The 13,836-nt window shown below is 59.6% G+C and carries 10 protein-coding genes and 2 pseudogenes; 10 read left to right on the plus strand and 2 right to left on the minus strand.

All coding sequences use genetic code 11. The features are described 5' to 3' along the window. The 6 genes and pseudogenes from AWB81_RS35875 to AWB81_RS49190 form a co-directional block, all read left to right on the plus strand. Nucleotides 1-358: flavodoxin (locus AWB81_RS35875; protein ID WP_268811789.1), on the plus strand; the 358-nt coding region annotated here is incomplete at its 5' end. Nucleotides 359-400: 42 nt separating this feature from the next. Beyond that, a complete protein-coding gene (locus tag AWB81_RS35880) occupies nucleotides 401-1,252 on the plus strand; it encodes an aldo/keto reductase (protein ID WP_062642501.1) in 852 nt (283 codons plus the stop codon). A 66-nt stretch (nucleotides 1,253-1,318) separates the two neighbouring features. Then, complete coding sequence (locus tag AWB81_RS35885; RefSeq protein WP_062642503.1) at nucleotides 1,319-1,747, plus strand: (R)-mandelonitrile lyase; 429 nt, start codon at nucleotides 1,319-1,321, stop codon at nucleotides 1,745-1,747. Between the two features lie 180 nt (nucleotides 1,748-1,927). Continuing rightward, nucleotides 1,928-2,581 carry an aldehyde dehydrogenase iron-sulfur subunit PaoA gene (paoA, locus tag AWB81_RS35890; protein ID WP_062642505.1) on the plus strand — a complete coding sequence of 218 codons (654 nt, stop codon included), beginning with the start codon at nucleotides 1,928-1,930 and terminating at the stop codon, nucleotides 2,579-2,581. Next, nucleotides 2,578-3,168 (plus strand): annotated as a pseudogene (locus tag AWB81_RS44285) (FAD binding domain-containing protein); the annotation flags it as partial. The gene paoA and the pseudogene AWB81_RS44285, both read left to right, overlap by 4 nt. A gap of 475 nt (nucleotides 3,169-3,643) precedes the next feature. Then, nucleotides 3,644-3,817 (plus strand): annotated as a pseudogene (locus AWB81_RS49190) (IS66 family transposase); the annotation flags it as partial. 217 nt (nucleotides 3,818-4,034) lie between these two features. Here AWB81_RS49190 and AWB81_RS35910 read toward each other — a convergent pair. Both AWB81_RS35910 and AWB81_RS35915 read right to left on the minus strand, forming a co-directional pair. Further along, nucleotides 4,035-5,345, minus strand: coding sequence for an MFS transporter (locus AWB81_RS35910; protein WP_062642508.1), 1,311 nt, complete (start codon nucleotides 5,343-5,345; stop codon nucleotides 4,035-4,037). Between the two features lie 306 nt (nucleotides 5,346-5,651). Further along, complete coding sequence (locus tag AWB81_RS35915; RefSeq protein ID WP_062642520.1) at nucleotides 5,652-6,395, minus strand: GntR family transcriptional regulator; 744 nt, start codon at nucleotides 6,393-6,395, stop codon at nucleotides 5,652-5,654. 144 nt (nucleotides 6,396-6,539) lie between these two features. On the opposite strand from AWB81_RS35915, the gene AWB81_RS35920 reads away from it, so the two are divergent. Genes AWB81_RS35920 through AWB81_RS35935 form a run of 4 tightly spaced genes read left to right on the plus strand, consistent with a single transcriptional unit; the run spans nucleotide 6,540 to nucleotide 12,747 of the window. Continuing rightward, entirely contained in the window at nucleotides 6,540-7,844 is a 1,305-nt protein-coding gene (locus AWB81_RS35920) for an MFS transporter (protein WP_062642510.1), read from the plus strand. Continuing rightward, nucleotides 7,841-8,728, plus strand: coding sequence for an amidohydrolase family protein (locus AWB81_RS35925; RefSeq protein ID WP_062642512.1), 888 nt, complete (start codon nucleotides 7,841-7,843; stop codon nucleotides 8,726-8,728). Before AWB81_RS35920 ends, AWB81_RS35925 begins: the two co-directional genes overlap by 4 nt. A gap of 7 nt (nucleotides 8,729-8,735) precedes the next feature. Beyond that, a complete protein-coding gene (locus tag AWB81_RS35930) occupies nucleotides 8,736-10,022 on the plus strand; it encodes an ATP citrate lyase citrate-binding domain-containing protein (protein WP_062642515.1) in 1,287 nt (428 codons plus the stop codon). 25 nt (nucleotides 10,023-10,047) lie between these two features. Then, complete coding sequence (locus AWB81_RS35935; RefSeq protein ID WP_062642517.1) at nucleotides 10,048-12,747, plus strand: CoA-binding protein; 2,700 nt, start codon at nucleotides 10,048-10,050, stop codon at nucleotides 12,745-12,747. Nucleotides 12,748-13,836: the final 1,089 nt, after the last annotated feature.

Here is a 13,836-nt window from a genome sequence, read left to right on the forward strand (position 1 = left end):
TCTTGGTCTTTTCCATCATCTTCGTCGTGCGTTGCGGTTCGTCCGATTCTACTTGACCGCGTTAGTGCGACAGAACCACACGGTGTTCCTGGGCTTCCCTATCTGGGGAGAGACCACGCCGCCAGTCATTCGGGCCTTTCTGTCATCGCACGATCTGTCTGGCAAGACGCTGATCCCCTTCGTCACCCACGGGGGCTATGGACCGGGGAACAGTCAGTCGGTACTCGCCAGCCATGCGCCGCAGACAAAGCTGCGCAGTCCATTCGTGATGGAGGCGGATCAGGAACGCAGGACGATGAATTTCGTCAACGAGTGGCTCAACGAAACCGGCCTCACCAAGGTATCCGACACGTCCTGAGCACACCTCATGCCGCCATCAACTCAACACAAAGGATCAACCATGCAAGACGTGACACTAAACAACGGAATCAAGATGCCGATACTCGGCTATGGCGTCTTCCAGATCGCCGACGAGGCGGAATGCGAACGCTGCGTCGTGGACGCGGTGCAGGCAGGTTATCGCCTCATCGATACTGCCGCGTCCTACAAGAATGAGGAAGCGACCTGGCGAGGTCTCAAGCGTTGCGGCGTACCCCGAGACCAGCTTTTCGTCACCAGCAAATTGTGGGTCGAAGACGCTGGCTACGAACGTGCTCAGTTAGCCATCGACAAGTCGCTCAAGCGTATGGGATTGGACTATCTCGATCTGTTCCTGATCCATCAACCGTTTTCGGACGTGCACGGCGCGTGGCGCGCGATGGAGGAAGCGTATCGCGCTGGCAAACTGCGTGCGATTGGACTCAGCAACTTTCAGCCGGATCGCCTCATGGACATCGCGGCGTTCAACGAGGTGACACCGGCCGTCAATCAGATCGAGGTCAATCCTTTTCATCAGCAGTCGGAAAGCGTCGATTTTATGAGCGGACTCGGCGTACAGCCAGAAGCTTGGGCGCCCTTCGCCGAAGGACGGAACAACCTCTTCGAGAACGAGCTGTTGGTGGCGATCGCGCAGCGCCACGGCAAGACGGTCGGCCAGGTCGTGCTGCGATGGCTGGTTCAGCGGAGTATCGTTACCCTTGCAAAGTCAGTGCGAAAAGAGCGGATGCTGGAAAATCTGGCCGTCTTCGACTTCGAGCTGTCCGATGAGGACGTGCAGGCAATCGCATCGCTGGAGACCGGGACAAGCAGCTTTTTCTCACATCGCGATCCGAAAATAGTGAAATGGATGAGTGAACGCAAGCTCGGCCTTTGACCCGTCATTCCGTCGCGCGGGCGTCACATGATGCCGTCCCAAGCCTAACCCGAAAGGATCGAAACGATGTCCAAACAAGCTCAGACCATCGTCCGCAACGGCGCGAAGCCGTCCATCAAGGGCCCTGAGAACTGGTTCACTGGCTCGGTCCGTATCGACAGCCTCTTCCAGGCGGAAGAACCGGATCGCCTCGGCGGCGGCATCGTGACGTTCGAACCGGGTGCGCGCACCAACTGGCATACGCACCCGCTCGGGCAGACCCTGGTCGTCCTCAATGGCGTCGGCTGGACCCAATGCGAAGGCGGCCCGAGAACGGAGATTCGGCCCGGCGACATCGTCTCGTGTTCGTGCGGCAAGCGGCACTGGCATGGAGCCGCTGCGGCCACGGCAATGTCGCATCTCGCGCTTACTGAATTGCTCGATGGCAAAAATGTCGAATGGATGGAGCCGGTGACCGACGAGCAATATCTGGCTGGACCGCTCGTCACCGATTAATCGATATCCACTGAGAGCAATTACGACGCCCCCGCACGATCGATATAAATCCTGTATCTACCTGTGCAGCGAAGACGCTTCGGGGTGAAGCTTTCACATCACTGAGTTGGTACGGCTCGATCTGCCGCCCGGGAGCCGTCATGCTGCTGTCAGCAAACGACTACAGAAAGGCCCGAACCGATGGAAGACTTTGTCGACTTGAAACGTTCACGCCGCGCCGTACTGAAGCTGAGTGCGGCGTCCGCGACCACATTGCTCTCTTCCGGCGCCGGTGCACAGGAAAGCACGAGCGCGCGAAACGAATCGGAAGTTCGTGCACCCGTGCTAACCGGGCTATCGATAGAAGTGAACGGAAAGCTCGAGCATCTCGAAGTCGATACCCGTACGACGCTGCTCGACCTCCTGCGCGAGCATCTGGAATTCACCGGCACGAAGAAAGGCTGCGACCACGGTCAATGCGGCGCGTGCACGGTCATCGTCAACGGACGACGCATCAATTCCTGTCTCACGCTTGCGGTCATGCAACAGGGCGCGTCGGTCACGACGATCGAAGGACTCGGCACGCCAGCGAATCTGCATCCGATGCAGGCCGCGTTTGTGAAACACGACGGTTACCAGTGCGGATATTGCACGCCCGGCCAGATCTGCTCGGCCGTCGCTGTGCTCGACGAAATTAAACACGGCGTCCCGAGCCACGTCACCGCCGATCTGACGGTGCATCCTCGCGCCACGCCCGCCGAATTGCGCGAGAGCATGAGCGGTAACATCTGCCGCTGCGGAGCGTATTCGAACATTGCTGTCGCGATTGCCGAAGTGGCCGGGAGCCGCGCATGAACGCCTTTTCCTTCGAGCGCGCCACGTCGCCCGCGCAAGCCGCCGCGGCCGCGCTACGCACCACGGGCGCGAAGTTCATCGCGGGCGGCACCAATCTGCTCGATCTGATGAAGCTCGACATCGAGTCGCCGACGCATCTCATCGATGTCAACGGACTCGGTCTCGACAAGATTGACACGTTGCCCGACGGCGCACTGCGCATCGGCGCACTTGTGCGCAACACCGACCTCGCAGCGGACGCGCGCGTGCGGCGCGACTACGGCGTGCTCTCTCGCGCGCTCGTCGCGGGCGCGTCGGGACAACTGCGCAACATGGCGACGACCGCGGGCAATTAGCTGCAACGCACGCGCTGCCCCTACTTCTACGATACGAATCAGGCTTGCAACAAGCGTGTGCCGGGCAGCGGCTGCTCGGCCATCGGCGGCATCAGCCGGCGGCATGCCGTGATCGGCGTGAGCGACGCTTGCATCGCTACGCATCCGAGCGACATGGCCGTCGCGATGCGCGCGCTCGATGCTTCCGTCGCAACCGTGCGCGCCGATGGCACATCGCGCGTCATTCCGATTGCAGATTTTCATCGCCTGCCGGCGTAGAACGCATTAAAGATGTCAACGTTGCGACTATAAAGTCGTCAACTCGGGAATTCGAAGCGCCCCGATAGCGTGGCGAGCCATACTCAGCAAGGGGTTGCCGGACGCGAAATAAAGTCGTCACTTCGCTCGTGAGATGCAGCCTTCGACGCACGGCTGCCGACGGTGGTCGAGGAATATTGCGGCCGACGTATGCCGACCGCATCGGGCAGCACGCGGCCAATTGCGGTCCTTGGCCGCGCCTAGAAACGCGACGGAAATGAGACTGTTTTGGCCGCGAAAGCGGCCACTCGGGGAGACTACCGCAGATGAAGAGACTGTTGACTTGCCGTCCCTAAGCCGGAATCCGTCACCAGCAGCGCCGTCATGTTGACGATCCGCGGCACCGTCGCCTAAGCGGTCAGCACTTCCAACGGCTTCGCCGCGCCGAGCGAAGCCAAGCATGCGGAAGACGTCGGGCAAACTGCCTGAGCTGCCCGATACTGAATCGCCCGATGCCGACTTTGCCGCGCCCGAGAAGCGCGGCCGCAAGCCATTGCCGGCGCATCTGCCTCGCGAGCGTGTCGAATACGATCTACCCGAGGACCAGAAGGTCTGCGTGGCCAACCCGCTGCAACGTATCGGCGACGAAACGACGGTCCAATTGTTCAGTTGTTCGAACCTGGGTGGTCCGCACAGAGGAAAAGCTACTTCTGGTCGACTTCCTAAACTGTCCTTGAAATTCGGGCTATCTCGAGTACATAGTCCGGAGCTCTCGGACAACACCTTGAGCGCCCTCAACGCCCTCCGGATGCTGACATCAACGACTTGCTACCCTTCAGAGCAAATGCAGTGGTGCGATTGTTATGCTTCAACTGGCGAACTCAAGGGGAGCCAACCCCTGTTACCGGCAACGTCGAGTTGCGGCGCGTTCCAATCGCTCGCGCGATCGCCGTACCAATTGCGAGTGCCAACAAACAAATAGTCGGCACCAGCATTGGCGCAGCATGGCTGTGGGTCACCTTGCCAATATAGGGCATAAGATTCTGGCCGAAGAACCCGCCAAGGTTGCCAATGCAATTAATGGCCGCAACACTCGCTGCAGCACGAGCACCGGAGAAGAAACGCGACGGAAGCGACCAGAAGCACGGGTAAAGCAGCGGAATGCACGCCCCACCCAGGCACAACGCGATAAAGCGCAGGGATACTGTAGGTAGTGCGAGACTTGACGCAAAGCATACGACACCGATTCCCGCAACGACGGTCATTGCCCGAAGAACCACACGTTCGCGCTTGAGTTTGCCGGGCAGCCAAAGCAAAAGCAAGGTTGCCAGCGCCCAGGGAATCATATTCAGCAGGCCGTTGACTGTCGATGAGACGCCATAGCTTTTCACCAGTGTCGGCAGCCAATAAGTTACTCCGTAGAGCGACGTCGACATCAGCATGTAAGTCGCAGCAAACAAGAGCACCTTAGGGTCAATAAGAGCGGCCCAGGGCCGGGACGCTTTGGCCTCGGTGGACGCTTCCCGCTTAAGTGCTGCGACCACCACATCCTTTTCTGCTTCAGAAAGGAACGGCGCGTCTTCAACTGAATTGGGCAGGTACTTGAGCGCAACGAACGCAATCAGGATGGCCGGAATACCGGTTGCGATGAACACCCACTGCCAGCCAGCAAATCCCCAAGTGCCACCTAGGGAAAGCAAGAGGCCGCCCACCAGCGCACCGAGCATGTTCGCAAGCGCGCTGCCCAGCGTAAAGAAGCCAAGCACGCGGGTCCGGTAGCTCTGAGGAAACCACCGCGTCAAGTAATAAATGACGCCCGGATAGAAACCGGCTTCAGCCACGCCAAGCGCAAATCTGTATGTGTAAAAGAGGGGCAGCGATTTTGTGAACGCCAGCAGCACAGTGATGATGCCCCAAGTAATCATGATTCGGGCTAGCCAAGTGCGGGCCCCAAATCGATGAAGCGCAAGCGTACTGGGCACCTCAAACAACAAATAGCCGATAAAGAATAACGAGGCTCCAAAGCCATACGCTGCTTCGGTCATGCCCAGAGCCTGCACCATTTCAAGCTTCGCAAAACCGACATTTTGCCGGTCGATGAACGCTATCAAAAACATCACAATCAGCAAGGGCATGAGCCGCCATGCCATCTTTTTCATGACCTGCGGTTCAGATATAACGGATGTAGACATGTTCACTCCAGAATTCGCCTAGGATCGAATACGCACCTCGATGAGGCGAACGCAATTCGGGACTACACGGCGAAAGATATATACATATATATCTTTATATATCTAGACGAAGGGCGATGACTATGAGGTGTTACCCGAATGATTCGCTATTTTGATGTGCGTCGACCCCTACTTCCAAAGACGCGAGGTGAATAGCCGAGGAAGTGCGAAGCCGCGCGCACAATAAATGCGTCGGGGCGCACACATCGGAGGGGTCTGCGGTCCAGCGCCGAAGGTGGCTGGGACAAGCCGGTAAAAGCCGTCTTGTTAGCGGATGTCCACTTGGTACTGGAATCCGGTCGCGGCGCCGCGGGTGATTCGCCATTCAATAGGCGTGCCGGCGAAATCCGCAGCCACCCGCTGCACCAGGATAACCGGGCTGCCGATATCGATGCGCAGCAGCGCGGCATCGTCCGCGGTCGCTTGCTCAACATTGAGAATCTCGGTCGCAGACGCCACGATCTGTCGGCAGCGGCGCTCATAAAGGGGATACATCAAATCCCCAAACTCATCGAGTGGGAGAGTCGCGAGCGCTTCGAAGCGGCCGCGCGGAAGCCATATTTCTTCTGACAATACAGGTTCCGAGTCGATTAAGCGGACTCGAGAGAGGTGAATAGCCTTCTCATTGTTCTTCATTTGAAGAGTCACGCGAGTCGCTTCGTTCGGTTTCGTAAGTTCGCGGCTAAGCACCTTTGCGGTCGGCTGAACCGGGGTCCCGTTCGCGGATTTGAATCGAAAGAACCGAAACAAGGAAGAGTCGAAGCGCGGACGGCGAACGAATGTGCCCTTGCCTTGGGTACGCGTCAGCACGCCGTCGGCCACCAATAAATCAATGGCCTTGCGGAGCGTCCCGGTCGACACCTCGTAAAACTGTCCCAGTTCAGCCTCAGTGGGAATGGCTTGTTCCGGCGCCCACTCCCCTCCGGCAATTCTCCGCACGATGTCGTCGCGAACTTGCTGGTACCGCGGTAAGCGCTCGTCAGGCTTGGCAGGCAAAGGGGCAGTGTTCATAGTCATCTAGTTATCCACAAGTAGTTCTACTCTACCGCAACTCCTCATATCCAAGGGTTATTCCCCAATGACAACAGCGCCCAAAGCTCTAAACTACACATCTAGTCATATATATGAATATATGACTAACTCTAGGAGGCGGCGATGTTCACTTGGTACAAACGAGGCACACCTGTCGAGCGCAGGACGTTCTGGGGATGTTTTGCGGGCTGGGGTCTCGACGCACTAGACGTGCAGATGTTCACGTTGGCCATTCCTGCAATCATTGCTGCATACGGGATTGACCACACACAGGCGGGCGCAATTAGCGCCGTAACATTGATTTCCTCTGCGCTGGGCGGATGGTTAGCAGGGGCGCTCTCGGACAAGTTTGGGCGGGTTCGAACGCTGCAGATTACGATTCTTTGGTTTTCGGGTTTCACATTCCTTTGTGCCTTTGCTCAGACCTTTCCGCAACTACTCGCGCTGAAGGCATTACAAGGCTTTGGGTTCGGCGGCGAGTGGGCTGCCGGAGCAGTGTTGATGGCCGAGACCATCCGGCCAGAGAATCGCGGCAAGGCCATGGGCGCCGTCCAGAGCGCCTGGGCGGTCGGTTGGGGCGGCGCCGTGATCCTCTATGCCGCAGCCTTTACATGGCTGCCGACCGATACCGCATGGCGTGTGATGTTCGGCGTTGGCTTGCTCCCCGCGATTCTCGTGCTCTATGTTCGGCGCAATCTTCGCGAACCTGCGCGCGCCGTACCGGATAGCAAAGAGCCCAAGGTCTCCGTGTGGCGGCAAGTCACGCAGGTGTTCCAGCCTCGGGTTCTGAAGACGACCATCATCGGTGCTGTCCTGGGCACGGGTGCCCATGGAGGCTACTACGCCATCATGACGTGGCTGCCGACGTTTCTGTCCAAAGAAAGACACCTCTCGGTCTTGAACACCGGCGGTTATCTGGCCGTCGTCATCATCGCCTTCTGGTGCGGTTGCATGGCGAGCGCCTACCTGCTGGACCGAATCGGACGTCGACGCAACGTCGCCCTTTTCGCGTTCTGCTGCATCGTCACCGTATTGGCCTACGTCATGCTCCCGCTGAGCAATATGCAGATGCTCGTCTTGGGCTTTCCTCTGGGCTTTTTCGCGGCAGGTATTCCGGCAAGTCTCGGAGCGCTCTTCAACGAACTTTACCCGGCGGAGATGCGCGGGACGGGCGTGGGCTTCTGCTACAACTTCGGACGCATCGCCTCGGCGGGCTTCCCCGTGCTGGTGGGCTACATGAGCCATTCGATGTCCCTGGGCACGGCAATCGGCATCGATGCGGCAATCGCTTACGGCTTGGCGATGGTCGCCGTACTGCTTCTCCCCGAAACACGCGGCAAGCGGTTGCGGCCGACAGGCCTCGAGCAGGCGTCGGAACCGGTCAACGACGCCGAACTCGCGCTCCACCGTGCGCGGAGCCCGCGATGAACGATTCAGCACTGACCGCACAGCCCATATCGCCTTTCATCGACGCTCACGCGCACGTCTTTTCGAGAGCCTTGCCGCTTGCGGACGGGCGGCGCTACGCGCCGAGCTATGACGCCACGCTGGACACGTATCTGACACTGCTGGACGAAAAGAATTTCGGTCATGCCGTCCTGGTCCAGCCCAGCTTTCTCGGCACCGATAACAGCTATCTCCTTGAGGCTCTAACGGAGGAGCCCTCCAGACTGCGCGGCGTCGCGGTCGTATCGTCCGATGTCTCCGACGACGAGTTGGCGCACCTGAAAGAGCGTGGCGTGACAGGCATACGGCTGAATCTGGTCGGGCAACCCCTTCCCGAGGTCGGCGCGGCACCCTGGACAACGCTATGGCGGCGGCTGTCCGGCCTCGGCTGGCATGTCGAGTTGCACAGGAATGCATCGGACCTGACGCCGCTCATCGATTCTCTTTTAGAGGCAGGTCTGCCGGTCGTCGTTGATCATTTTGGTAGGCCCGACCCGGACAAGGGAACGCGCGACCCAGGCTTCGAAGACCTGCTTGGCTTTGGCGCTTCGGGCCGCGTATGGGTGAAGATTTCAGGAGCCTATCGCTGCTCGGAGCCCGGCTCCGGTTTCGTGCGCGATGCGACCGAACGGCTCCTGGACCAATTCGGCGCCGAGCGCCTGATGTGGGGCAGCGACTGGCCCCACACGCAATTCGAACACGCGACCGATTTCGGCCGGACGCTCTCGACCCTGCGCGAGCTCGGTCTGGACCCAGCAGTGGCTAACGCCATCCTGCGTTCGACTCCACGCGCGTTTTATGGCTTCGACAAAAAGTCTGCCCGCATCAGCGCTCCGGCAACGCAATTTCTTCAACGCACTTCGTGAGGTAACCATGCAAGTCACCGGTATGTTGCACGGAGCAAAAATGCTCCAGTTCGTCGGATTTCCCACGCCTGAGATATTGGGCCCGGACGCCAGCGAAGAGCAGATTCGCGCGATGCTGAAAAAGCACGGCCTGATTTTCATCAAGCCGGTTTTCAAGGGCGGCGTCGGAAAGAAAGGCAAGGCGGGTCTGATTGGCCGCGCAACGGATTTGACGACCGCACTCAAAGAGAAGGAGCGCCTTTACTTTGTCGAGCACCGCGTCGGCAATACCGTCTCCAAAGCCAACGGGGTGACCTTCGAAGCCGGGGTGCCCGCCGAACACGAAGTGTATTTCTCGATCACCGACTCGACCCACTTCCGCGCGCCGACCATGACGCTCACGCACCACGGCGGCATGGACATCGAGGAACTCGACAAGTCTCAAATCGTGCAGATTCCGTTCGACCCGTTGACGGGCCTCAAGGCATTCGTCGTGGCGAACGCCCTCTCGACGCTAGGCGCGCCCAAGCAACTCATCTCGCCGCTCGTCCAGCAACTGCCCAAGCTGTGGGAGCTCTATCACGGGTTTGGCATGACGACGCTTGAGCTCAACCCTATCCGAATGCGTGAGGACGGCAAGGGCCGCCTGGTCCCTGTCGCGTGTGATTTCAAATGCGGGTTCGACCGCGACGACCCCCGCTGGCAACGGCTGAACCTGCCGCCGCACCTGTTCGCCGTGGATTATTCCGACTTCGAGCAGGAGATCAACCAGCTTCGCACGTACCAGGGCCAGAGCGACGTCTACGTCATCAACGCGAAGGGAAGCATCCTGGCACCGACATTCGGCGGCGGAGCGAATTCGCTAGTCACGCAGATGCTCGGTGACGACGCCATCATATCGTCGGATTTCGGAGGCAACCCGCCTTACGAAAAGATGAAAGAGGTCGCACGCATCTGCTTCAAGCACTGGATTCAGCAGAGCAACGTGCTGTTCATCATCGGCGGCAAGTCGAACAACACCGACATCTTCGAAACGTTCCGCGCGATGGCCGACGCGCTTCGAGAGCATTTCAGCAAGCACGGGCCCACACCGCTTTATGTCGTAGTCGGCCGCGGTGGCCCGAACCTCGTGCGCGGCATGGGCGCGCTTCGCGACACCCTCGACTCCCTGGGCTTGCCATACAGCTTCTTCGGATTCGACTCCGACATGAGTGAAGTCGTCCAGCACGCAAAGCAGATAGACGCCTGGATGAAAGCGGGCGGCCGCGAGCAAGTGGCGTCGAAGCTCGGAATCGCAAACAAGCAAGCGGCGTAAGCGCCGGCTCGAAAAGGACAACATCATGTACAAGCAAGGCGTGGATGGATTCAAGTATTTCGTAGGCGTCAACTCGTTATCCCAGGTAGCCACGCGAGGAGACCGCGTGTGCGTGCTCAACATACTGGGCGGCGAGTCGAGCGACGTGACGCCCGTGGGTCACGTCTATTCGGGCGGCAACGTAGTGTTCGGCACAGCGCCAGGCAAACGCGGCCAGGTTCTGGAGACAGCACTCGGCAACGTACCGGTTTATAACAACGTCCTTGAGGGGCTTAACGACGGCTTGCGCTTTAATTGCGGTGTCATCTATCTGCCTCCATCGGCTGCTCGCGATGGCGTGGCCGAGTTGATCCGCGTCAATCCGGAGCTGAAGAAAATCTTTATCGTCACCGAAAAGCTGGCCGTGAGCGACTCGCGCGAAATCCGTGCGATGGGTCAGTCGAACGGCGTGGATATCTTCGGCGGCAACAGCCTTGGCGTAGCGGACGCGTGGAATCAGGTGCGCATCGGCGGGGCCCTCGGGGGCGATAATCCGGAAGAAGCGCTGCGGCGCGGCTCGATCGCGCTCTTCTCGAACTCCGGCAACTTCACGACGACCATCGCAACGTACCTGCGCATGGCCGGCTGGGGAACGACCACCGCAATCTCGAGCGGCAAAGACGTGTATATCCAGTTCGCGGCGCCTGAATTCGCGGCCGCGCTGGCGAACGATGCACGCAGCAAGGCGGCCGTGCTCTATGTCGAACCTGGCGGCTACTACGAGCTCGACGCGAACTTCACCAAGCCGGTCGTTGCGTGCGTGGTAGGGCGCTGGAAATCGCAGTTGACGCGCGCGGTGGGGCACGCCGGAGCCATGGCCGGGGGCGCCGACGATGCCGCGTCGAAAGAGCAATGGTTCCTGGACAAGTTCGGCGTATCGAGTGCGTTCACACCGGAGAACCCTGTCGTGTCGGCAAAGGGAGCTCTGGTCACCAACATTGCGCACATCCCGGCCGCCCTGACCGCGGTCATGCGCGAGAACGCCTGTCGGCCGGATTTCGAGCCGGAAGGCAACCTTGCGCTAAAGCCGTGGTTCAGTAGCCATCGGGGCTTAAGCTTGCCGAAGGAACTCGACTTGCCCGTGGTGCGGGCCGCAGCTCCATACGACGCCCAGATTGCTGCACTCGACTTTCAGGTTGGCGCAGTGCCGCCGCGACAGTCGATGAAGGACGCGTCCGGCGCATCACAGATGGACTCTAAGTCCCAGGTGACCAGCCTGTACAGCGTCTCGATGCTCGACGCCGCTCAGTTCCCCCTCGAAACGAATGTGAGCCTTGCTCTGCTGCATGAGCCAGGAGGGGCTAATGACCGGGCGCTCATCAACGTTGCGCTCGGCGCTTATCTGAACTTGTTCGGGCAACCCGCGCTTGCAGCGGCACAGGCTGCGCGCGAGGCCGGTAACGCACCCAACACGGTGCTCGCTGCGGCTGCGAGTATTGTAGGACCGCGCGGACAAAGCGCCGCCCGCCAGGCGGTCCGGGCGTTGATCGACGGGTGCGCCGCCGCCAAGCTCGAAGACGCGATGGACGAGAGTTTCAACGTCGCATCAGTACGACTCGACGACCTCACTCTCTTTGTCGGCAGTGAGCCAGATAGCAGGGCGCAGGCCATGCTTGCCGGGCTTCGGACGCGGGGCGTGAATTCGGCGTTCGTGCGGTATGTCGAGAGCCTTCCCGGCGAACCGACGGCAAGCGGCGTGCTGGCGGCCATCTGTGTGACGCTTGCGTGGGGGCCGTTGATGCGCAAGCGCATCTCCCGTCTTTCTGCGGAAAGCCTTCCGTGGTGGGTACAACTGTTCGGCACGTTGATTGGTGCTTCGGTCGCCGCTGAGCAGCATCGACCGGACAGCTTCTGCGGCATCCCAATGACCGACATACTGGAGCACCGCTCGATTGGCGAGGTCGCCTTTAGCGCGTTGTTTGGACTGTCACCAACCGCGCGTGACTTATTCTCGTTCCAACTCCTCGTTGGTCTTCTGTTGTCGAACGGACCCGGAACCATCTCCGCGCAAGGGGCGAAAGGCGCTGTGTCGGCGGATGGGCCTGAAGACCCAGAGCGTGTGCAACTGAACAAGGCGTTAATCGGATTCCTTACGCATAGCGGCTACACCCACGGCGGCAACGGCTTCGAGGGCATAGCCTTCTTGCTCGACCAGTTCAAGGACAGCGGGCTCGTCGACCCTGGCGACTCGAAGCACGGCATCGACTTGACGGCGTTGGCGGCGAAGTATGTGGAAGCCTACGCTCAGTACAAGTCGACCAAGAAGACAAGCGGGAGTCTGGACATTCAAAAAATCCCTGGAGTGAATCATCCTGTGTTCAAGGACAAGCCCGTGAACAACGACCCGCGCGAGGTGTTCGTTCGACAACTTTTCGCAGAGCGAGGCGAATACAACGTCTTCCACGACTTCTATCGGACCCTCGTGCAAAGCCTGTTTGATGCGGGCGTTTCGCGTAACGTGTACTGCGTGAACGTCGACGCGGTGATTGCGGCACTCTTGCTCAAGATGCTGTGGCAGCCCTATCGCGACGGGCAATACTCCCGCAGTGCGTTGGAAACAGCGGCGTTCACTATCTTTCTCTACCCGCGCATGCTCGGATGTGCAGCCGAGATCGATGACCATATGAACCGCGGGCGCAACATGGACACGCGCACGCCCGCGTCGAAGTGCCGATTTGTGGCGTAGGGATGCGATACGGAAGCCGGCCGCGGTCCGCACCGAGCATCGTGGCCGCATGCCAGCGGCACGAGAACTTAACGCCGTTCCGCCTTGAGAGCTACCGTTGTAGTGGCGCCTGATCTGGCCCGCAACTATGGTCGCCTCCGGTTCGGCGTGGGACCGAGCTCGGGTCTTCGGTCTTCAGCCGAGCGTTTGACTGGCCGTGCGATCGTCTCTTGCACGTCCTAAGCGGTCAAGGTGCTGATGGAGGACCAAACGGCCGAAGAGAATCGCGACGGTCGTCTATCGCCTACTGATTTGAGGCTAGCTTGAGGCACCTACGTCAAAGCCTCCGAATTCCTCCGCACGCGTTAGCGCCTTGCTGAGTCTCTGTGAGGCGTCCCTCCAACGAAAAACTTTCGTTTGGTCGTTATTAGGACAAGCTCTTAATCCGATAGAAACCTCATTCTTTACCTTTCTCATAACTAGGTCTGAAAATGGAATCTCCAAGTCCTCCGATCACAGGTGGTGAAAGCGCGCCACTTACTTCCGACCCGCAAGCTGCGGCTAGTCGGTCCACGAAAATTCGCCGTGCAACCACCTATTTGTCGTTGTTGGCGGGCCCGATGGGATCGCTTGCCGGCGACGTGATGGACCGCCCCGACGTGCAAGCCGTCGCCATCCTCGGCTACAACTAACCCGGCAGAATGAGTCAGCAATGAGCGGCGGCTGTACATGTAGAACCAGCCGTTGAAGCCAGGCATCGTCCGACGTCCGAAGTGGGTCGTCAACGAGCATTCGATTTTGTCGACAGCGGCCATTCGCGAGCGACGAATTCAACCGCCGCTGAGTGACGACAATGGGTCCCTTACCTGCCGCGGTCATGTCGTTGAACCAACGGCAGCAATGGCCGAGGACGCGACCGTCCCCACCATCATGACGCTGCGCTATCGGCTGTCGAGACGGGCTTCCAGCAGCTTTTCGCATTGCGGCAGCTGACCATCCCTCGCTTATAATCCGGAGTGAAAAGTCAACGCGACGCACTGGAGCTAAAGCTATGAGTCAGACCCGCGGGCGAAATGCGGGGTACCGAGAAAAGGCGAACAGCCGGCAGCC

The organism is Caballeronia arationis (assembly GCF_001544975.2).
In the GTDB taxonomy this organism is placed as follows: Bacteria; Pseudomonadota; Gammaproteobacteria; order Burkholderiales; family Burkholderiaceae; genus Caballeronia; species Caballeronia arationis.

What these genes read in the sequence shown, in the direction of transcription:
- AWB81_RS35930 (WP_062642515.1), top strand. Translation starts at nt 8,736, where the DNA reads ATGCAAGTCACCGGTATGTTGCACGGAGCAAAAATGCTCCAGTTCGTC.
- AWB81_RS35925 (WP_062642512.1), top strand. Translation starts at nt 7,841, where the DNA reads ATGAACGATTCAGCACTGACCGCACAGCCCATATCGCCTTTCATCGAC.
- paoA (WP_062642505.1), top strand. Translation starts at nt 1,928, where the DNA reads ATGGAAGACTTTGTCGACTTGAAACGTTCACGCCGCGCCGTACTGAAG.
- AWB81_RS35915 (WP_062642520.1), bottom strand. Translation starts at nt 6,395, where the DNA reads ATGAACACTGCCCCTTTGCCTGCCAAGCCTGACGAGCGCTTACCGCGG.
- AWB81_RS35920 (WP_062642510.1), top strand. Translation starts at nt 6,540, where the DNA reads ATGTTCACTTGGTACAAACGAGGCACACCTGTCGAGCGCAGGACGTTC.
- AWB81_RS35910 (WP_062642508.1), bottom strand. Translation starts at nt 5,345, where the DNA reads ATGTCTACATCCGTTATATCTGAACCGCAGGTCATGAAAAAGATGGCA.
- AWB81_RS35880 (WP_062642501.1), top strand. Translation starts at nt 401, where the DNA reads ATGCAAGACGTGACACTAAACAACGGAATCAAGATGCCGATACTCGGC.
- AWB81_RS35885 (WP_062642503.1), top strand. Translation starts at nt 1,319, where the DNA reads ATGTCCAAACAAGCTCAGACCATCGTCCGCAACGGCGCGAAGCCGTCC.
- AWB81_RS35935 (WP_062642517.1), top strand. Translation starts at nt 10,048, where the DNA reads ATGTACAAGCAAGGCGTGGATGGATTCAAGTATTTCGTAGGCGTCAAC.